Genomic DNA, 18,025 nt, shown 5'->3' on the forward strand with positions numbered 1-18,025 from the left:
GTCTGCAAAGAAAAAGCCGGCGCGAAAGCCGGCTTTTTGGATCCTATCGCTTGCGCGGTTTACGCTGCACGGCGGATCAGGATGTGCTTCTTCTTGCCGAGCGACAGCTTGATGACGCCATCGGCGGTGATTTCCCCGCTGCCGATCATCCGGCGCTCGTCACTGACGGCCTGGTCGTTGATGCGCACGGCGCCACCCTGCACGTGACGGCGGGCTTCACCGTTCGACGCGGCGAGGCCGGCACGGACGATCAACGACAGAAGGCCGATGCCGGCGTCGAGCTCGGAGGCGGGAACCTCGACGGACGGCAGGTTGTCGGAGAGGCCGCCTTCCTCGAAGGTCTTGCGTGCCGTCTCGGCTGCCTGTTCGGCAGCTTCGCGGCCGTGCAGGATCGCGGTGACCTCGGTCGCCAGGATCTTCTTGACCTCGTTGATCTCGGAGCCGCCGAGTGCGGAAAGGCGGGCGATCTCGTCCATCGGCAGCGTCGTGTAGAGCTTGAGGAAGCGCTCGACGTCGGCGTCCTCGGTGTTGCGCCAGTACTGCCAGAAATCATAGGCCGAGAGCATGTCGGCGTTCAGCCAGATCGCGCCGGTCGCAGACTTGCCCATCTTGGCGCCCGAAGATGTGGTCAACAGCGGCGAGGTCAGCGCATAGAGCTGCTTCGTCCCCATGCGGTGACCGAGGTCGATGCCGTTGACGATGTTGCCCCACTGGTCCGAACCGCCCATCTGCAGGCGGCAATCGTAGCGCTTGGCAAGCTCGACGAAGTCATAGGCCTGGAGGATCATGTAGTTGAATTCCAGGAAGGAGAGCGACTGCTCACGGTCGAGGCGGGTCTTGACGCTGTCGAAGGCCAGCATGCGGTTGACCGAGAAATGCCTGCCGACATCGCGCAGGAACTCGAGGTAGTTCAGCGAGCGCAGCCATTCGGCATTGTTGATCATCAGCGCGTCCTTCGGACCGTCGCCGTAATCAAGGTAGTTCGAGAAGACGCGCTTGATGGAGGCGATGTTGCCTTCGATCGTATCGACGGTCATCAGCTGGCGGGCCTCTTCCTTGAAGGAGGGGTCGCCGACCATGCCGGTGCCGCCGCCCATCAGCGAGATGGCGCGATGGCCGGTCTTCTGCATCCAGTGCAGCATCATGATCTGGATGAGCGATCCGGCGTGCAGGCTGGGTGCGGTCGGATCGAAGCCGATATAAGCCGTCACGGTTTCCTTGGCGAAGAGATCGTCGAGGCCGCTTTCATCGGAAATCTGATGAATGAAGCCGCGCTCTTGTAGCGTGCGGAGGAAATCGGACTTGAACTCGGGCATGGGCTTCGTCTCTTGAACGTCGAACAGGAATGGGATTGACGCTTGTTGAACCGTCGCGGCGCGTTTAGCACTGTTTTTCCAAAAGTGCATCCGGGAATCGCATGAAAGGCGCGCGGCGCAATGGATATCGTCAGGACTGCGATCGGCTTGATGAGCGGCACCTCGATGGACGGCATCGATGTGGCACTGCTCAGAACCGACGGGCGAGGCTTCATCGAGCGCGGTCCGTTCCTGGGTGTGGCCTATGATGCCGGTTTTCGCGAGCGGCTGAAGCGTGCGCTCGACCTGGCGCGGCCGCTGAGCGATCGCAGCGCACGGCCCAATGAACTTCGTGAGATCGAAATTGAACTCACCCTACGTAATGAAGATGCCGTTACGGCATTTCTCCAGAAATTCGGGCTCGCTAGCGGCGATATCGACGTGCTCGGCTTCCACGGCCAGACCGTGCTGCACCGACCAGGCGATGCGCTGACGATCCAGATCGGCGATGGAGAGTTGCTGGCGGAACGCACCGGCATTCCCGTCGTCTACGACATGCGCGCCAACGATATGGTGCATGGCGGGCAGGGTGCGCCGCTGGTGCCGGCCTATCATGCAGCCCTTGCCGGCCGCTTCCAGCAAGAGGGACAGACGGTCTGCTTCGTCAATATCGGCGGCATTTCGAACCTCACCTATATCGGCGTGGATGGGCGCATCGCAGCCTTCGACAGCGGCCCCGGCAATACGCTGATCGACCAGTGGGTTGAGATGCAAACCGGCAAGACTTACGATCCCGGCGGAGAGATCGCCGGGCGCGGGCAGGTGGTGGCTGATATCGCCGCCCGTTATCTCGGCAGCCCTTTCTTCCAAGGCAATATCCGCCGCTCGCTCGACCGCGGCGATTTCAAGCCGCTTGTCGATGGCGAGGCGAGCCTTGAGGACGGCGCGCGCACGCTTGCGCATGTCGCCGCCGCCTCGATCGTCAAATCGGCCGGCTATCTGCCGGAAAGCCCCTCCGTCTATATCGTCTGCGGCGGCGGCCGGCTGAACGGCACCATCATGGCGGAATTCGCCGACATGGCCGGCGAGAGGGGCTCGGCAGTCATGAGCGCCGAACAGGCGGGTTTCGATGGCGATGCGATGGAGGCAGAGGCGTGGGCCTATCTGGCGGTACGCTCGCTGGAGGGGCTACCGCTCACCTATCCCGGCACGACGGGCGTCAGCCAGCCAGTGACCGGCGGCGTGTTGGCGGAGCCGGCGAGATGACGGACGGGATTATCTTCGAAACGCCGCGCCTCATCGCGAAAATGTGGGACGACGGTGATGCGGGCCTGATTTTCGACCTGCATTCGACGATCGAAACGACGCGATACATGTCTGGCGCCGCCCCTTGGTCGCGAGAAAAATGCGAAGAGCGGTTGGCGACATATCTTGCCGAGCAGGGGCGCGACGGCACGACGAAATACAAGATCGTCGGCCGCGAGGATGGCCGCTTCATCGGCCGTGCCGGGATCTCGCTCTACCACACCGGCGAATATGAGATGGGCTATGCCCTTTACGCTCGCGAATGGGGCAAGGGATATGCGACGGAAATTGCCGGAAGCCTTGCCGACTGGTTCTTTTCCAGGGATTTTCCGCCGCATTTCATCGCCTTCACGCACCCGGACAATCTCGCCTCGCAGCACGTATTGAAAAAGATCGGCATGCGGGTGCGCGGGCCGATCTTTATCGAAGGTATCAAGGGCGTTGAATTCGAGATGACGGCCGCCGTGCGGCAGGCCGTTACCTGATCCGCTTGGCTGCCGGTTCCGGCACCAGCTCGCCGTTGAGGCGGCGGTCGAGATAATCCTCGCACTCGGCCATCAGCGTGTCGACCTGACCGTTGAAGAAGTGGTTGGCGCCCGGCACGGTGCGGTGGGTGATGAGAATGCCCTTCTGGGTCTTGAGCTTCTCGACGAGACCGTTGACGTCCTTTTCAGGTGCCACCTTGTCCGCCTCGCCATTGATGATCAGGCCGGAGGACGGGCAGGGGGCAAGGAAAGAGAAGTCGTAGGTGTTCGGCTGCGGCGCGATCGACATGAAGCCTTCGATTTCCGGGCGGCGCATCAGAAGCTGCATGCCTATCCAGGAGCCGAAGGAGTAACCGGCGACCCAACAGGTCTTCGAATCGGGATGGAGGCTCTGCACCCAGTCGAGCGCGGAAGCCGCATCCGAAAGCTCACCCGCGCCATGGTCGAATTCGCCCTGGCTGCGGCCGATGCCCCGGAAATTGAAGCGCAGTGTCGTAAAACCGCGCTTCTGGAACATGTAGAAGAGCTGGTAGACGATCTGGTTGTTCATCGTGCCACCAAACTGCGGATGCGGGTGCAGAATGACGGCGATCGGTGCGCTTTTTTCCTTGGAGGGCTGGTAGCGGCCTTCAAGACGGCCGGCTGGGCCGTTGAAAATAACTTCGGGCATCGGTACTCCGGGTTTTATTTCGCGTTCACGCTACGTTTGGTGACAACATGACTTGACGATTGTTGTCAGCTTTTCTAAAACGCAGTTTAGAACAATTCGAAACTTGCATGGCGATCCACGCAGCGTGGAATGTGTCATAAGGCAAGCCCGGCGGAAATTTCAAGAAAAATGCGCCGCCGCGCCTGAGCAAGCTCGTCAAGCGCAGGACCGAAGACAATGGCGCCGCCACGCCTTTATCTCGATTGGAACGCAACATCGCCGATGCACCCTGCAGCGCGTGAAGCGATCATGCGCGCCATGGACATCTTCGGCAATCCTAATTCCGTTCACGGCGAAGGCCGTGCTGCCCGTGCGGCCATCGAGGGCGCGCGCCGCAAGATCGCACTGCTGACCGGTGCCGATCCCTCCAATGTTATCTTTACCAGTGGCGCCACGGAAGCTGCCAATATGGTACTGACGGCGGAATTCAGCATGGGCCGCACGCCGATGAAGCTTGGCCGTCTGTATCATTCCGCCGTCGAGCATCTGGCGGTCCGCGAGGGCGGCCGCTTCCCGAAAGACAAGACGACCGAGATCCCGGTGACCGATGCCGGCATCGTCGATCTGAAGGCGCTCTCCGAACTTCTCGATGCCCACGACAAGGCGACAGGCCTGCCGATGGTGGCGATCATGTTCGTCAACAACGAGACGGGCATCGTCCAGCCGGTCGAAGAGGCGGGCAGGATCGTGCGCGCCCATGGCGGGCTCTTCGTCGTCGATGCCGTCCAGGCGGCCGGCCGCCTGCCGACCGAGATCGATCGGATCGGCGCGGATTTCATGATCATTTCGTCGCACAAGATCGGTGGGCCGAAGGGTGCGGGCGCACTGATTGCCCGTGGCGAAGCGCTGATGCCGAAGGCGCTGATCCGCGGCGGCGGCCAAGAGAAGGGTCACCGCTCGGGGACACAGAACTCGCTGGCATTGATCGGCTTCGGGGCGGCGGCGGAAGCCGTGCTGCAGAATCTTGAGGAACGCAATGCCGGCATTGCCGTGCTGCGCGACAGGCTGGAAGCCGGCATGCGCGTTGCGGCGCCCGATGTCATCATCCACGGCGCCGGTGGCCCGCGCGTCGCCAATACCATCTTCTTCACCCTGCCTTGCATGAAGGCGGAGACCGGGCAGATCGCCTTCGATCTCGAAGGCTTAGCCCTTTCAGCGGGCTCGGCTTGTTCTTCAGGCCGGGTCGGTGAAAGCCATGTGCTGACGGCGATGGGCCGCGATCCGAAGCTCGGCGCTCTGCGCATCTCGCTCGGGTTTTCGACGACGGCTGATGACGTGGACAGGGCGATTGCCACCTTTACGAAAATTGCCTCCCGGCGAAAGCTGGCGGGCGAGGCGGCCTGACCGCCTCACAAACTTGCGGAAACGCAAATTTCTACTTGCCAACAGGGCTGAAAAGTCCCTTTTGGCCGCTTATATCAGGGGCAAAAGAAAATTGCCCGCACGACAAGCTGCCGGACCTTTTCTCCGGCAAGATTGGAGAACGACATGCCTGCTGTCCAGGAAACCGTCGATCGCGTCCGCCAGATCGACGTGGACCAGTATAAATACGGCTTCGAAACAGTCATCGAGATGGACAAGGCACCCAAGGGCCTTTCCGAAGACATCATCCGCCTGATCTCCTCCAAGAAGCAGGAACCGGAATGGATGCTCGAATGGCGCCTCGAAGCCTACAAGCGCTGGCTGACGATGGACGAGCCCACCTGGGCCCGCGTCGACTATCCGAAGATCGATTTCAACGCGATCCACTATTACGCGGCGCCGAAGAGCACGCCGGGTCCGAAGTCGATCGAAGACGTCGATCCTGAAATCCTCAAGGTCTACGAGAAGCTCGGCATTCCGCTGAAGGAGCAGGAAATCCTGGCCGGCGTGCAGAAGCCGAAGATCGCGGTCGATGCGGTGTTCGATTCCGTTTCCGTCGTCACGACCTTCAAGGAAGAGCTGAAAAAGGCCGGCGTGATCTTCATGTCGATCTCGGAAGCGATCCGCGAATATCCCGAGCTGGTACAGAAATACCTCGGCTCGGTCGTTCCGACCACCGACAACTATTATGCGACGCTGAACTCCGCTGTCTTTACCGACGGTTCCTTCGTCTTCGTGCCGAAGGGCGTGCGATGCCCGATGGAGCTTTCCACCTATTTCCGCATCAACGAGAAGAATACCGGCCAGTTCGAGCGCACCCTGATCATCGCCGAGGAAGGCGCTTACGTCTCCTACCTCGAAGGCTGCACCGCACCGCAGCGCGATGAAAACCAGCTGCACGCCGCCGTGGTCGAGCTCGTTGCCCTCGACGATGCCGAAATCAAATATTCGACGGTCCAGAACTGGTATCCGGGCGACAAGAACGGCAAGGGCGGCATTTACAACTTCGTTACCAAGCGCGGCGATTGCCGTGGCGACCGTTCGAAGATCTCCTGGACGCAGGTCGAAACGGGCTCTGCCATCACCTGGAAGTACCCGTCCTGCATCCTGCGCGGTGATGATAGCCGCGGCGAGTTCTACTCAATCGCCGTTTCCAACGGCCATCAGCAGATCGACAGCGGCACCAAGATGATCCATCTCGGCAAGAACACGTCGAGCCGCATCGTCTCCAAGGGCATTGCCGCCGGCGTTTCGCAGAACACCTATCGTGGCCAGGTCTCGGCCCACCGCAAGGCGTCCAACGCCCGCAACTTCACGCAGTGCGACTCGCTGCTGATCGGCGACAAGTGCGGCGCCCATACGGTGCCTTACATCGAAGCGAAGAATTCGACGGCGCAATTTGAACACGAAGCGACCACCTCGAAGATTTCCGAAGACCAGCTGTTCTACTGCCTGCAGCGTGGCATTCCGACCGAGGCGGCGATCGCGCTGATCGTCAACGGCTTCGTCAAGGAAGTGCTGCAGGAGCTGCCGATGGAATTCGCCGTCGAGGCGCAGAAGCTGATCAGCATCTCGCTGGAAGGCTCAGTCGGCTGACATGAGCGAGGCGGACAAGAAGCGAATTCTTGAACGCCTGACGAATATGCGCGGAGAGATCCTGTCGAAGATAGGCCCCCGCGAGCAAAGATACGAGACGGAGATGCCGCCGGAGCAGCCCTATGTGTTTCTCCGGCAGCGCATGGAAAAATCGGCAAAGATGTTTCCGGATATCCCGGAATTTCTCAAATGGCCTTGGCTCATCGTGGTCGCGTTTGTCCGTGTCATTCGTTTCTTCTGGCCATAGCACAGAGCACAACGTGTCAATGCCCTTAGAAATTACGCGAGGCTCCGATGAGCTACGCAGAGAAAACGCAGGAACCAAAGATGCTTGAAATCAAGAACCTCCATGCCCGCATCGCCGAAGACGGCACCGAAATCATCCGTGGCCTGAACCTCACCGTGAAGGCTGGCGAAGTTGCCGCCATCATGGGCCCGAACGGCTCCGGCAAGTCGACACTCTCCTACATCCTCTCCGGCCGCGAAGATTACGAAGTGACCGAGGGCGATATCCTCTACAACGGCGAGAGCATCCTCGAGCTCGACGCTGCCGAGCGCGCCACCAAGGGTATCTTCCTGGCCTTCCAGTACCCTGTCGAGATCCCCGGCGTTGCGACCATGCAGTTCCTGAAGGTGGCGATGAACGAGCAGCGCAAGGCACGCGGCGAAGCCGAACTGACGACGCCCGACTTCATGCGCCGCGTCAAGGACGCTGCGGGCAAGCTGCAGATCAACACCGAGATGCTGAAGCGCCCGCTGAACGTTGGTTTCTCCGGCGGCGAGAAGAAGCGTGCCGAAATCCTGCAGATGGCGCTGCTCGAGCCGAAGCTCTGCGTGCTCGACGAAACCGATTCCGGCCTCGACATCGACGCGCTGAAGATCGTGGCCGACGGCGTCAACGCGCTGCGGTCGCCCGATCGTGCCGTCGTCGTCATCACCCATTACCAGCGCCTGCTCGATTACATCGTGCCGGATACGGTCCACGTTCTCTACAAGGGCCAGGTCATCAAGTCCGGCGACAAGACGCTCGCCCATGAGCTGGAAGCCAACGGTTACGCCGATATCATCGGCGCCGCAGCCTGAGCGTGGCGGAAAGGACGACGTCCATGAACATGCAAACGACGAGCCGCCTGACCGCGGCCGAATCGGCGCTGATTGAAGCGTTCAACCACCAGATCGGCGAATTGCCGGGCAATGGCGCGGTCACCGCGTTGCGCGACCGGCTGCTCGACGACCTGAAGAAGGAAGGCCTGCCGACGCGCCGCGTCGAGGCCTGGCACTATACCGATCTCAAGAACCTGCTGCGCAGCGTTCCGGCGCAGGCGGGTGACGCCGGCTCGGAAGCGCTGCCGCCGCTGGTTGAGGGTTCTCCGGTGCTTGCCGTCATTCAGGGCAGGGCCGCCAACAAGGCCGCAATCGGAGATCTCTCGGTTTCGGTCTATTCCGAAAAGCTGACCGACGGTTCGGCCGCTGCCAATCTCGATGCGCTCGGTCGCGACGACGCTGTCGGCCGCATCAATGGCAGCTTCGTCAAGGATGGCTATGTCGTCGACGTGCCCGATGGCACGGAGCTCGAAGAGCCACTGGAAATCCAGTTCGTGCATGCCGGCGGCGACATTCATACCCGCCTGCCTGTAACCTTCGGCGCCAATGTGAAGGGTGTCGTCATCGAGCGTCACCAGTCGGTGACGGGTGACGCCGCGCTCGTGTCGCATGTCAGCGACATCACGGTGGGTGAGGGCACGGAGCTCACCTGGATCATTCTGCAGCAGCAGGGTGGCGAAGATACGCATCTCGGCCAGATCCGCATCGATCTCGGCGCTGACGCCAAGCTGAAGCTCTTCGTCATCAATGCCGGCGGCAAGCTGGTGCGCCAGGAGCTGAATATCAAGGTAACGGGCGAGGGCGCCGATCTGACGCTGCGCGGCATCAACCTGCTCGGCGGCGAGACACATACCGATGTGACGATGGTGCTCGGCCATGACGTGCCGCATACCGGCTCGACGGAAGTGATCCGCAACGTCGTCTTCGATCGCGCCAGAGGCGTCTTCCAGGGCATGATCCGGGTTGCGCCCGATGCCCAGAAGACCGATGCCAAGATGGCCTGCAACACGCTGCTGATGTCCGACGATGCCGAATTCTCGGTCAAGCCTGAGCTCGAAATCTTCGCCGACGACGTGCAGTGCGGCCATGGTGCGACGGTCGCCGATATCGACCACAACCATCTCTATTACCTGATGGCTCGCGGCATTCCGGAGAACAAGGCGCGCGCCATGCTCGTCAACGCCTTCGTTGCCGAGATCGTTGAGGAAATGGAAGACGAAGCCCTGGTCGAGGCGCTGGAAGGCGTCATTTCGGCCTGGCTGGAAAAGCACGCCTGATCGGATAGCGCCATGGACAAGATCGTGCCGGCAACCACCTATGATGTCGAAGCCATCCGCAGGGATTTCCCGATCCTTGCGGAGAAGGTGCACGGTAAGCCGCTGGTCTATCTGGACAACGGCGCCTCCGCCCAGAAGCCGCAAGCGGTGATCGACGCGATCTCGCATGCCTACAGCCATGAATATGCCAATGTGCATCGCGGCCTTCACTACCTCTCCAATGCGGCCACGGAAGCCTATGAAGCGTCGCGCGAAAAGGTTCGCCGTTTCCTGAACGCACCTTCGGTTGATGATATCGTCTTCACCAAGAATTCCACCGAGGCGATCAACACAGTTGCCTACGGTTGGGGCATGCCCAAGATCGGCGAAGGCGACGAGATCGTGCTGACGATCATGGAGCATCACTCCAATATCGTGCCCTGGCATTTCATTCGCGAGAGACAGGGTGCCAAGCTTGTCTGGGTGCCCGTCGATGACGAAGGCGCCTTCCATATCGAGGATTTCGAAAAGAGCCTGACCGACAAGACCAAGCTCGTCGCCATCACCCATATGTCGAATGCGCTCGGCACCATCGTTCCGGTCAAGGAAGTCTGCCGCATCGCCCATGAGCGCGGCATTCCCGTTCTGATCGACGGTTCGCAGGGTGCCGTGCATCTGCCCGTCGACGTGCAGGATATCGATTGCGACTGGTACGTCATGACCGGTCACAAACTCTATGGCCCGTCGGGCATCGGCGTGCTCTACGGCAAGAAGGACCGGCTGAAGGAGATGCGGCCGTTCCAGGGCGGTGGCGAAATGATCTTCGAAGTGAGCGAGGATATCGTCACCTATAATGATCCGCCACATCGTTTCGAGGCCGGCACGCCGCCGATCGTGCAGGCGATCGGGCTCGGTTATGCGCTCGACTATATGGACAAGATCGGCCGCGAGAATATCGCAGCCCATGAGGCGGATCTGACGGCTTACGCAGAAGAGCGGCTGAAGGCGGTCAATTCGCTGCGCGTCTTCGGCAATGCTCCCGGCAAGGGCGCCATCTTCTCCTTCGAATTGGCCGGTATTCACGCCCATGACGTCTCGATGGTGATCGATCGCCAGGGCGTTGCCGTGCGGGCCGGCACGCATTGCGCCATGCCGCTCTTGAAACGCTTCGGCRTGACCTCCACATGCCGTGCATCCTTCGGCATGTATAATACCCGCGCCGAGGTGGATGCGCTTGCAGATGCGCTCGACTATGCGCGCAAGTTCTTTGCTTGAGGAAGAAGCCATGAGCCTGAATGAAGAGAAGATCGACGTGCGCGAAGGCATCGTGCATTCCAGCATTCCCCAAGAGGAGCTGGCGCGTCTCAGCGACGACGTGATCGGCGCTCTCAAGACCGTCTACGATCCGGAGATTCCGGCTGACATCTTCGAGCTCGGCCTCATCTACAAGATCGATATCGAAGACGACCGGATGGTAAAGATCATGATGACGCTGACCGCACCCGGCTGCCCGGTTGCCGGCGAAATGCCGGGCTGGGTGGAAAATGCCGTCGGCGCTGTCGAAGGCGTTTTGGGCGTCGAGGTTTCAATGACCTTCGATCCGCCGTGGACGCCGGAACGTATGTCCGAGGAGGCGCAGGTCGCAGTTGGCTGGTACTGACCGGCTGGTATTGATCGATTAAGGTGATCACCTTACATTGATTCATGAAGCGCCGGATCTTGACCCCGGTTTCGGAAGGAGATTGAGCCCATGGGCTTTGCAGTAATGAGCATGACGGAAGCCGCCGCAGAGCGCGTGAAGGCGCTCGTCAGCAACGGCGGCCCGGATGCCAAGGGCATTCGCGTCGGCATCAAGAAGGGTGGTTGCGCCGGGATGGAATATACCATCGACATGGTGACGGAGCCCAATGCCAAGGACGACCTGATGGAGCGCGACGGCGCGAAAGTCTGGATTGAGCCATCGGCCGTTCTCTACCTGCTCGGCACCGAACTCGGCTTCGAGACAACGACACTTCGCTCCGGCTTCATTTTCACCAATCCGAACCAGACTTCATCCTGCGGCTGCGGTGAGTCTGTCGAGCTGAAGCCTGCCGATCTGGCAGCGCTGGCCGCGCGCGGCGATGCCGTGGTGCCGGCACAGCACTAACCGCTTTTCGTTGAATATGCCTGATGGCCGCCATAGTTGGCGGCCTTTTGATTTAGACGAGCCTGTCCAAAGACCGACAAGCGACCAAGAAGAAGAAAAGCGGACAATGCTCCTTCTGTTCCTGAAAGGCGCCCTGCTGGGCGTCATCATCACAGCGCCGCTTGGGCCTATCGGAACGCTCTGCATCAACAGAAGTCTCGAGAAGGGCTTCTGGTTCGGCTTTTCCGGCGGGCTGGGGACGGCATTGGGAGACGCGAGTTATGCACTGGTCGCAGTGACGGGGATTGCGGTCTTCTCCGAAACCATGTCGATGGCCACCATTCCGCTGGCACTTGGCGGCGGGCTGATGTTGTTGTGGCTCGGCTTTCGGGGACTGAAGAACAAAGGGAAGATGAAGGCGGCGAAGATCGATGCGGCCGACTTCCTGCACACGACCGTCTCGACCTTTCTGCTGACCATTTCCAATCCGGCGACAATCCTCTCCTTCGGGGCGCTGTTTGCCGGGCTTGGCCTGACCGAGGAGACACGGCGCTTCAGCTCGGCTGCCATCGTGTCGGGCGTTTTCATGGGATCGCTGCTCTGGTGGTTCTGCTTGAGCGGTGCCGTCAGTCTCGCGAGGGAGCGGCTGTCGGCCGATTTCGCGGCCAAGGTCGGCCGCGCGACGAGCTATATGCTGATCGCCTTCGGCGCGGTGGCGCTCGGTTCGGTGGCTTATTCGATCGTTTGAAAAGGTGAGGTGCGATCAGTCGCGCTTGATGCTCATCAGCACGTCCCAGAGATCGGCACCGGTCTCGAAGACCGCGGCATTCGCCTTGTAGCTCTGTTCGGTCTCGATCAGGTCGGTGAGCTCGGTCGCAAAATCCACGCCCTGATCCGTCGCGCTAACGCTTGCCCGAACGCCCGAGGGTTCGACGGACTGAAAGCTGGTGTTCAGGCGGCCATAGCCCGGCGTGCTTGCATTGGCGACGTTGTTGGCGATCGCGCTTGCGCGCGTCGTCTGCGCCAGCATTCCCGAAAGAGCCGTATGCGTGACTGCAGAAATGCTCATCGACCGTTTCCCTGTTTCCGGACCTCCACGGTTTTACCGGCAAGGGTTTAGGGAAAGCTGAACGGTTTCGGTTAGCGAAAGGCGAGGGGGCCTGCGGCGGCTGTACCGGAACGGCACGTATGCCTCATCGACCGGGCCTCATACCTGCAATCAGGATATCGATAAGCTGCCGTGCCGCAACCCGCCAAGCCGGGCCACAGCTGATGCTCGCGCCACCGGCAAGTGCCCGCAGAAGATCGAGCGGGTCCATCGTCAGGCGGATTTCGCCGGCTGATGTAGCGCGGTCGATAAGCAGATGGATGGCGTCGGTGATCGGGGTAACAGAATCAGCATAGAGCTCGGACGTGCCTCCAACAAGCGAATCCAGCAGCTCGGACATGCCGTGTTTCGTCACGACATAATCAACGAACTGCACCAGCCACAGGCGGAGCGCTTCAACAGGTGGATGCGTTTCAGACAGGCTCCTGGCCGCAGCGGCAAGCTGCGTCGTCTCGTTGCGATAGACGGCGGAAACCAGCGCATCGCGCGTCGGAAAGTGGCGATAAAGCGTTCCGATGCCAACGCCGGCTGCGCGGGCAATTTCCTCCAGACTGGCGCCGGAACCCTTGCCGGCAAACACGGTCTTTGCGGTTTCCATCAGCAAAAGACGATTGCGTTCGGCATCCGCACGCGGCTTTCGGACGGTGGACCCGTCACTTTTTCCGGCCATTTCCGAGAAGTCCCCTTGATAAACGGAGGTGCCCTCCGTATTTATCTGGAGGCATCCTCCTTTTATTCCATTAGAGGCCGGTGGGCAATGGTCCACCAGCCCGGAGCGGTGCGTCCATTGATCTAGGAGATAATCATGAGTGGAGTTTTTGGCGCGAAATCGACTACGGATGAGGTGCTCGCCGGCGTCGATCTCAAGGGCAAGCGTGTTCTGGTAACCGGTGTTTCGGCCGGCCTCGGCGTCGAGACCGCGCGGGTACTGGCAGCCCACGGAGCACAGGTGGTGGGGACGGCCCGCGACCTCGAAAAGGCGAGGGCGGCCACGGATGTCGTGCGTGCCGATGCGGCCGATGGCGGCAGCCTTGATATCATCGAGCTCGATCTTGCTTCGCTCGCAAGCGTGCGGGCCTGTGCCGATGCGCTTATCAAGGACGGCCGTCCATTCGATGTCGTCATTGCCAATGCCGGCGTGATGGCGGCCCCCTTCGGCCGTACCGCCGACGGTTTCGAAACGCAGTTCGGCACCAACCATCTCGGCCATTTCGTGCTGGTCAACCGCATCGCACCGCTCGTCAAATCGGGCGGCCGTGTTGTGATCGTTGCATCGTCAGGCCATCGCATGGCGCCCTTCAGCCTCGACGACCTCAATTTCGAGAACAGGGCTTATGAACCCTGGGCGGCCTATGCGCAGTCGAAGACGGCTAACATTCTTTTTGCTGTGGAACTCGACCGGCGTCTCGGCGAGCGCGGCATCCGTGCTGTGGCGCTGCATCCCGGCGGCATCAGCACCGAACTCGGACGTCACCTTGACCCCGGCATGATCGAAGGCATGATGGCGCAGATCAATGCAGCACTCGCCGCCGAGGGCAAGCCGCCCTTCCAGTGGAAGACGATCCCGCAGGGTGCGGCTACCTCCGTCTGGGCAGGTTTCGTCGCTCCGGCTGATGTGGTCGGCGGCAGATATTGCGAGAATTGCCACGTTTCCGAAGTGACGGATGCCGCGATCAGCCCGATTTCCGAAGGCGTGCGTTCCTACGCGCTCGATCTCGAGACGGCCAGGGCATTGTGGGCCAAAAGCGAGGATATGGTCGGCGAGCGCTTCTAAAGCATGTCGCGCCAGGAGCGTCTTTTCCCTATGCCGGATATGACGTTCGCAAACTCGTTGCTATGAGACTGACAAAGGAGAAGGGCGCCCGGTACAGGGGCAGGCAACCCTTCTCCTGCTGGTTTTGCAGTATCCAGCAAAGATGATTACGCAGCGAACCGAAATTGGTTCACCGTTCCCAATGAAAATTCCGAAAAGTCTGGCGGCTTTCTTTCATCGTCGGGAATGCGTCGTCGCGTATTATCCATCTGCGGCTCTCGGCCAACAGCCGCAATTCACGCCTTGATATCGAGGCCCGCTTCGACTGCAGCGGCGATGAATGCCTTGCGCGCATCCTCACCGGTACGCTTGCCCTTGATGACATCGGCGCAGACCAGCAGTGCCTGGTCGAGTGCGGCACCATCTTCCGTCGGCCAGTCCTCGATCATCGCCCAGGAAGCCGCCTGGGTATTGTCGATGGTCTCATATTGGCCGGGCTCTTCGAGGGCGACGAGCACAGGCTTCGACCAGGGCGCCTGCATTCTTGCTTCGCTTTGATCCTGAGACATGGTGTGACCTCCTTCGTGTATTTCTATCAGAATTAGGAAAGCCCCTCCCGTGAAGGAAGGGGCTTTGATTGTCCAGCCCTTTGCTTGCGCTTCGGGCGTCCGGCCTGAGCTTTACTCAGCAGCCTCGGCGTAAGCCTCGACCGGCGGGCAAGTGCAGATCAGGTTGCGATCGCCATAGACGTTGTCGACGCGGTTGACCGGGGACCAGTACTTGTCCACGCGGAAGGCGCCGGGCGGGAAGCAGGCCTGTTCGCGCGAATAGGGGCGATCCCATTCGCCGACGAGGTCTTCCACCGTATGCGGGGCGTTCTTCAGCGGGTTGTTGAGCTTGTCCGAACGTCCCTCTTCGATGTCGCGGGCTTCCTGACGAATCGCCAGCATCGCTTCGCAGAAGCGGTCGAGTTCGGCCTTGGTCTCGGATTCCGTCGGCTCGATCATCAGCGTGCCGGCAACCGGCCAGCTCATGGTCGGCGCGTGGAAGCCGCAGTCGATGAGGCGCTTGGCAACGTCATCGACGGTCACGCCGCAGCTGTCGACCAGCGGACGGGTATCGATAATGCATTCATGCGCCACGCGGCCGGCAGCCGACTTATAGAGCACGTCGTAAGCGCCCTTCAGGCGAGCCGCGATATAGTTGGCGTTGAGGATCGCCACCTTGGTTGCCTGCGTCAGGCCTTCGCCGCCCATCATCAGGCAGTAGCTCCAGGAGATCGGCAGGATGGAGGCCGAACCGAAGGCTGCTGCCGAAACCGCGCCCGAACGACCGTCCGTTTCCGGATGACCCGGCAGGTGGGGCGCCAGATGAGACTTGACGCCGATCGGGCCCATACCGGGACCGCCGCCGCCATGCGGGATGCAGAAGGTCTTGTGCAGGTTGAGGTGCGAGACGTCAGAGCCAATGTCACCGGGACGGGACAGGCCGACCATGGCGTTCATGTTGGCGCCGTCAAGATAGACCTGGCCGCCATGCTGATGCACGAGATCGCAGATTTCCTTGACGGTTTCCTCGAACACGCCGTGCGTCGACGGATAGGTGATCATGCAGCAGGACAGATTGTCCGCATACTGCTCGGCCTTGGCGCGGAAATCGTCGAGGTCGATATCGCCGTTTTCGCGAACCTTGACGACGACCACCTTCATGCCGACCATCTGGGCCGAGGCCGGGTTGGTGCCATGCGCCGAGGTCGGGATAAGGCAGACGTCGCGGTGACCCTGGCTGTTCGCGATGTGGTAATTGCGGATGGTCAGCAAGCCTGCATATTCGCCCTGTGCGCCGGAATTCGGCTGCATGGAGAAAGCGTCGTAGCCGGTGACGGCGCAGAGCTTTTCCGTCAGGTCATCGATCATTTCGCGGTAGCCCAGCGCCTGGTCGGCCGGCACGAAAGGATGGATGTCGGAAAATTCCGGCCAGGTGATCGGCAGCATTTCCGCTGTCGCATTCAGCTTCATCGTGCAGGAGCCGAGCGGGATCATCGAGCGGTCCAACGCCAGATCGCGGTCGGAGAGCCGGCGGATGTAGCGGGTCATTTCGCTCTCGGCGCGGTTCATGTGGAAGATCGGATGCGTCAGGTATTCGCTCGTGCGCAGCAGATCTTTCGGCAGGCGATAGGACGGCTCGAAATCGGCGATCTGGAAATTGCCGCCGAAGGCACGCCAGACAGCCTCAAGCGTTGCCGGACGCGTGCGCTCGTCGAGCGACATGCCGATCTTCGTCTGGCCGACCTTGCGCAGGTTGACGCCTTCGGCGACGGCCGCGCGCAGGATGAGGCCCTGCATGTGGCCGACATCGACGGTGATCGTGTCGAAGAAGGTTTCCGGTTCAACCTTGTAGCCGAGCTTTTCCAGACCCTTGGCCATCAGCACGGCCTTCTGATGGACCTGCTGGGCAATTGCCTTGATGCCCTTCGGGCCGTGGAAGACGGCGTACATCGAGGCCATGACGGCGAGCAGAACCTGCGCGGTGCAGATGTTCGACGTCGCCTTTTCACGGCGGATATGCTGTTCGCGTGTCTGCAGCGACAGGCGGTAGGCGCGGTTGCCGCGGGCATCGACGGACACGCCGACGAGACGGCCGGGCATGGAGCGCTTGATGGCATCCTTGACCGACATGTAGGCGGCATGCGGGCCGCCGTAACCGACCGGAACGCCGAAGCGCTGCGAGGAGCCGATGGCGATATCGGCACCCATTTCACCCGGTGACTTCAGAAGCGTCAGCGACAGGATATCGGCGGCGACGACGGCGATGGCGCCCGTCTGGTGCAAGCGGGAGATCAGGCCGGTGAAATCGCGCACATGACCATGGGTGCCCGGATACTGGAAGATCGCGCCGAAGACATCGACAGGATCGAGATCCTTGAAGGGGTCGCCGACGATGACGCTCCAGCCGAGCGGCTCAGCACGGGTCTTGATCAGCTCGATCGTCTGCGGGTGGCAGTCGGCATCGACGAAGAATGCCTTGGCCTTCGACTTGGAGACGCGTTCGGCCATGGCCATGCCTTCGGCAGCAGCCGTCGCTTCGTCGAGCAACGAAGCGTTGGCGACATCGAGGCCGGTCAGGTCGCAGATCATCGTCTGGTAGTTCAGGAGCGCTTCGAGGCGGCCTTGCGAGATTTCCGGCTGGTATGGCGTGTAAGCCGTGTACCAGGCCGGGTTTTCCAGGATGTTGCGCTGGATGACCGGCGGCGTGATGGTGCCGTAATAGCCCTGGCCGATCAGCGAGGTCAGAACCTTGTTCTTGTTGGCGGTTTCGCGCAGCTTGTCGAGCGCCTCGCGCTCCGTCATCGGTGCGCCCCAGAGGAGCGGCGCCTTCTGGCGGATGGCGGGCGGCACGGTTGCGTCGATCAGCGCATCGAGGCTCTTGTAGCCGATGACGCCGAGCATATCCGACATTTCAGACGGCGAGGGGCCGATATGACGACGGTTGGCGAAGTCATAAGGCTGATAGTCGGTGAACTGGAATTCGGTAGGCGTCGTCATTACGCAGTCAGCTCCTTATAGGCTGCTTCGTCGAGCAGGCCATCGGCATCGGAGAGGTTCTTGAGCTTGAGCTTGAAGAACCAGCCAGACCCTTGAGGATCGGAATTGACGAGCGACGGGTCGGCGACAATGGCCGGATTGACTTCGACGATCTCGCCATCGAGCGGACAATAGACATCCGAAGCAGCCTTGACGGATTCGACTGTCGCAGCATTGCCATCCTTGGAGAAGGTAGCGCCGACTTCAGGCAATTCCACGAAAACGAGGTCGCCGAGCTGCTCGACAGCATAGGTGGTGATGCCAACGGTCGCGACATCGCCTTCGAGCTTCAGCCATTCATGTTCAGCAGTAAATTTCAGCATGGAAAAATCCTCTCGCAATA

At 60.9% G+C, this 18,025-nt stretch carries 19 protein-coding genes; 12 read left to right on the plus strand and 7 right to left on the minus strand.

Going from position 1 to position 18,025, the window contains the following annotated elements:
• Nucleotides 1-59: 59 nt before the first annotated feature.
• Nucleotides 60-1,316: a tyrosine--tRNA ligase gene (tyrS, locus tag AC1D35_RS01860; protein ID WP_113310654.1), complete on the minus strand. Its 1,257-nt coding sequence runs from the start codon at nucleotides 1,314-1,316 to the stop codon at nucleotides 60-62.
• Between the two features lie 120 nt (nucleotides 1,317-1,436).
• Here tyrS and AC1D35_RS01865 point away from each other — a divergent pair, with 120 nt between their 5' ends.
• Both AC1D35_RS01865 and AC1D35_RS01870 read left to right on the plus strand, forming a co-directional pair.
• Nucleotides 1,437-2,561: an anhydro-N-acetylmuramic acid kinase gene (locus AC1D35_RS01865; protein ID WP_113310653.1), complete on the plus strand. Its 1,125-nt coding sequence runs from the start codon at nucleotides 1,437-1,439 to the stop codon at nucleotides 2,559-2,561.
• On the plus strand, nucleotides 2,558-3,085 hold the full coding sequence (locus AC1D35_RS01870) for a GNAT family N-acetyltransferase (RefSeq protein WP_113310652.1): 528 nt from the start codon (nucleotides 2,558-2,560) through the stop codon (nucleotides 3,083-3,085). The genes AC1D35_RS01865 and AC1D35_RS01870 overlap by 4 nt, the downstream gene beginning before the upstream one ends.
• Here the strand turns inward: AC1D35_RS01870 and AC1D35_RS01875 are convergent.
• The gene (locus AC1D35_RS01875) at nucleotides 3,078-3,755 is read right to left on the minus strand and encodes an alpha/beta hydrolase (RefSeq protein ID WP_025668882.1); all 678 of its coding nucleotides are present in this window, start codon (nucleotides 3,753-3,755) and stop codon (nucleotides 3,078-3,080) included. The genes AC1D35_RS01870 and AC1D35_RS01875 overlap by 8 nt on opposite strands.
• A 216-nt stretch (nucleotides 3,756-3,971) precedes the next feature.
• Here AC1D35_RS01875 and AC1D35_RS01880 point away from each other — a divergent pair, with 216 nt between their 5' ends.
• From AC1D35_RS01880 to AC1D35_RS01920, 9 genes are all read left to right on the plus strand, one after another.
• The gene (locus AC1D35_RS01880) at nucleotides 3,972-5,138 is read left to right on the plus strand and encodes a cysteine desulfurase family protein (RefSeq protein WP_113310651.1); all 1,167 of its coding nucleotides are present in this window, start codon (nucleotides 3,972-3,974) and stop codon (nucleotides 5,136-5,138) included.
• Between the two features lie 144 nt (nucleotides 5,139-5,282).
• Entirely contained in the window at nucleotides 5,283-6,752 is a 1,470-nt protein-coding gene (gene sufB / locus AC1D35_RS01885; RefSeq protein WP_113310650.1) for a Fe-S cluster assembly protein SufB, read from the plus strand.
• 1 nt (nucleotide 6,753) lies between these two features.
• Nucleotides 6,754-6,999, plus strand: a complete 246-nt coding sequence (locus tag AC1D35_RS01890; protein WP_113299413.1) for a hypothetical protein — start codon at nucleotides 6,754-6,756, stop codon at nucleotides 6,997-6,999.
• An 80-nt stretch (nucleotides 7,000-7,079) separates the two neighbouring features.
• Nucleotides 7,080-7,835, plus strand: a complete 756-nt coding sequence (gene sufC / locus AC1D35_RS01895; protein WP_113310690.1) for a Fe-S cluster assembly ATPase SufC — start codon at nucleotides 7,080-7,082, stop codon at nucleotides 7,833-7,835.
• A 23-nt stretch (nucleotides 7,836-7,858) separates the two neighbouring features.
• Entirely contained in the window at nucleotides 7,859-9,133 is a 1,275-nt protein-coding gene (gene sufD, locus AC1D35_RS01900; RefSeq protein ID WP_113310649.1) for a Fe-S cluster assembly protein SufD, read from the plus strand.
• Nucleotides 9,134-9,145: 12 nt separating this feature from the next.
• Nucleotides 9,146-10,387: a cysteine desulfurase gene (locus AC1D35_RS01905; RefSeq protein WP_477938196.1), complete on the plus strand. Its 1,242-nt coding sequence runs from the start codon at nucleotides 9,146-9,148 to the stop codon at nucleotides 10,385-10,387.
• Nucleotides 10,388-10,397: 10 nt separating this feature from the next.
• A complete protein-coding gene (locus AC1D35_RS01910) occupies nucleotides 10,398-10,772 on the plus strand; it encodes an SUF system Fe-S cluster assembly protein (protein WP_113310647.1) in 375 nt (124 codons plus the stop codon).
• A 90-nt stretch (nucleotides 10,773-10,862) separates the two neighbouring features.
• On the plus strand, nucleotides 10,863-11,258 hold the full coding sequence (gene sufA / locus AC1D35_RS01915) for a Fe-S cluster assembly scaffold SufA (RefSeq protein WP_113310646.1): 396 nt from the start codon (nucleotides 10,863-10,865) through the stop codon (nucleotides 11,256-11,258).
• A 106-nt stretch (nucleotides 11,259-11,364) separates the two neighbouring features.
• Nucleotides 11,365-11,985, plus strand: coding sequence for a LysE family transporter (locus AC1D35_RS01920; RefSeq protein ID WP_113310645.1), 621 nt, complete (start codon nucleotides 11,365-11,367; stop codon nucleotides 11,983-11,985).
• Nucleotides 11,986-12,000: 15 nt separating this feature from the next.
• Here AC1D35_RS01920 and AC1D35_RS01925 read toward each other — a convergent pair whose 3' ends face one another.
• Nucleotides 12,001-12,306: a flagellar basal body protein gene (locus AC1D35_RS01925; protein ID WP_113310644.1), complete on the minus strand. Its 306-nt coding sequence runs from the start codon at nucleotides 12,304-12,306 to the stop codon at nucleotides 12,001-12,003.
• Nucleotides 12,307-12,430: 124 nt separating this feature from the next.
• A complete protein-coding gene (locus tag AC1D35_RS01930; protein ID WP_113310643.1) occupies nucleotides 12,431-13,015 on the minus strand; it encodes a TetR/AcrR family transcriptional regulator in 585 nt (194 codons plus the stop codon).
• Between the two features lie 135 nt (nucleotides 13,016-13,150).
• Here AC1D35_RS01930 and AC1D35_RS01935 point away from each other — a divergent pair, with 135 nt between their 5' ends.
• Entirely contained in the window at nucleotides 13,151-14,119 is a 969-nt protein-coding gene (locus AC1D35_RS01935; RefSeq protein ID WP_113310642.1) for an SDR family NAD(P)-dependent oxidoreductase, read from the plus strand.
• 275 nt (nucleotides 14,120-14,394) lie between these two features.
• Here AC1D35_RS01935 and AC1D35_RS01940 read toward each other — a convergent pair whose 3' ends face one another.
• The 3 genes from AC1D35_RS01940 to gcvH all read right to left on the minus strand — a co-directional run bounded on the left by AC1D35_RS01940 (nucleotide 14,395) and on the right by gcvH (nucleotide 18,005).
• The gene (locus tag AC1D35_RS01940; protein ID WP_477836044.1) at nucleotides 14,395-14,640 is read right to left on the minus strand and encodes a DUF982 domain-containing protein; all 246 of its coding nucleotides are present in this window, start codon (nucleotides 14,638-14,640) and stop codon (nucleotides 14,395-14,397) included.
• Between the two features lie 138 nt (nucleotides 14,641-14,778).
• Nucleotides 14,779-17,643 (minus strand): aminomethyl-transferring glycine dehydrogenase, encoded by a 2,865-nt coding sequence (gene gcvP, locus AC1D35_RS01945; RefSeq protein WP_113310641.1) that lies wholly within the window; start codon nucleotides 17,641-17,643, stop codon nucleotides 14,779-14,781.
• Nucleotides 17,643-18,005, minus strand: a complete 363-nt coding sequence (gcvH, locus tag AC1D35_RS01950) for a glycine cleavage system protein GcvH (protein ID WP_113310640.1) — start codon at nucleotides 18,003-18,005, stop codon at nucleotides 17,643-17,645. Before gcvH ends, gcvP begins: the two co-directional genes overlap by 1 nt.
• Nucleotides 18,006-18,025 lie beyond the last annotated feature (20 nt).

This window comes from Rhizobium sp. P1_E6 (assembly GCF_056405875.1).

What these genes read in the sequence shown, in the direction of transcription:
- AC1D35_RS01890 (WP_113299413.1), top strand. Translation starts at nt 6,754, where the DNA reads ATGAGCGAGGCGGACAAGAAGCGAATTCTTGAACGCCTGACGAATATG.
- AC1D35_RS01910 (WP_113310647.1), top strand. Translation starts at nt 10,398, where the DNA reads ATGAGCCTGAATGAAGAGAAGATCGACGTGCGCGAAGGCATCGTGCAT.
- AC1D35_RS01925 (WP_113310644.1), bottom strand. Translation starts at nt 12,306, where the DNA reads ATGAGCATTTCTGCAGTCACGCATACGGCTCTTTCGGGAATGCTGGCG.
- gcvH (WP_113310640.1), bottom strand. Translation starts at nt 18,005, where the DNA reads ATGCTGAAATTTACTGCTGAACATGAATGGCTGAAGCTCGAAGGCGAT.
- AC1D35_RS01870 (WP_113310652.1), top strand. Translation starts at nt 2,558, where the DNA reads ATGACGGACGGGATTATCTTCGAAACGCCGCGCCTCATCGCGAAAATG.
- sufA (WP_113310646.1), top strand. Translation starts at nt 10,863, where the DNA reads ATGGGCTTTGCAGTAATGAGCATGACGGAAGCCGCCGCAGAGCGCGTG.
- AC1D35_RS01875 (WP_025668882.1), bottom strand. Translation starts at nt 3,755, where the DNA reads ATGCCCGAAGTTATTTTCAACGGCCCAGCCGGCCGTCTTGAAGGCCGC.
- AC1D35_RS01920 (WP_113310645.1), top strand. Translation starts at nt 11,365, where the DNA reads ATGCTCCTTCTGTTCCTGAAAGGCGCCCTGCTGGGCGTCATCATCACA.
- gcvP (WP_113310641.1), bottom strand. Translation starts at nt 17,643, where the DNA reads ATGACGACGCCTACCGAATTCCAGTTCACCGACTATCAGCCTTATGAC.
- AC1D35_RS01865 (WP_113310653.1), top strand. Translation starts at nt 1,437, where the DNA reads ATGGATATCGTCAGGACTGCGATCGGCTTGATGAGCGGCACCTCGATG.
- AC1D35_RS01935 (WP_113310642.1), top strand. Translation starts at nt 13,151, where the DNA reads ATGAGTGGAGTTTTTGGCGCGAAATCGACTACGGATGAGGTGCTCGCC.
- AC1D35_RS01940 (WP_477836044.1), bottom strand. Translation starts at nt 14,640, where the DNA reads ATGCAGGCGCCCTGGTCGAAGCCTGTGCTCGTCGCCCTCGAAGAGCCC.
- sufC (WP_113310690.1), top strand. Translation starts at nt 7,080, where the DNA reads ATGCTTGAAATCAAGAACCTCCATGCCCGCATCGCCGAAGACGGCACC.
- sufB (WP_113310650.1), top strand. Translation starts at nt 5,283, where the DNA reads ATGCCTGCTGTCCAGGAAACCGTCGATCGCGTCCGCCAGATCGACGTG.
- AC1D35_RS01880 (WP_113310651.1), top strand. Translation starts at nt 3,972, where the DNA reads ATGGCGCCGCCACGCCTTTATCTCGATTGGAACGCAACATCGCCGATG.
- tyrS (WP_113310654.1), bottom strand. Translation starts at nt 1,316, where the DNA reads ATGCCCGAGTTCAAGTCCGATTTCCTCCGCACGCTACAAGAGCGCGGC.
- AC1D35_RS01930 (WP_113310643.1), bottom strand. Translation starts at nt 13,015, where the DNA reads ATGGCCGGAAAAAGTGACGGGTCCACCGTCCGAAAGCCGCGTGCGGAT.
- sufD (WP_113310649.1), top strand. Translation starts at nt 7,859, where the DNA reads ATGAACATGCAAACGACGAGCCGCCTGACCGCGGCCGAATCGGCGCTG.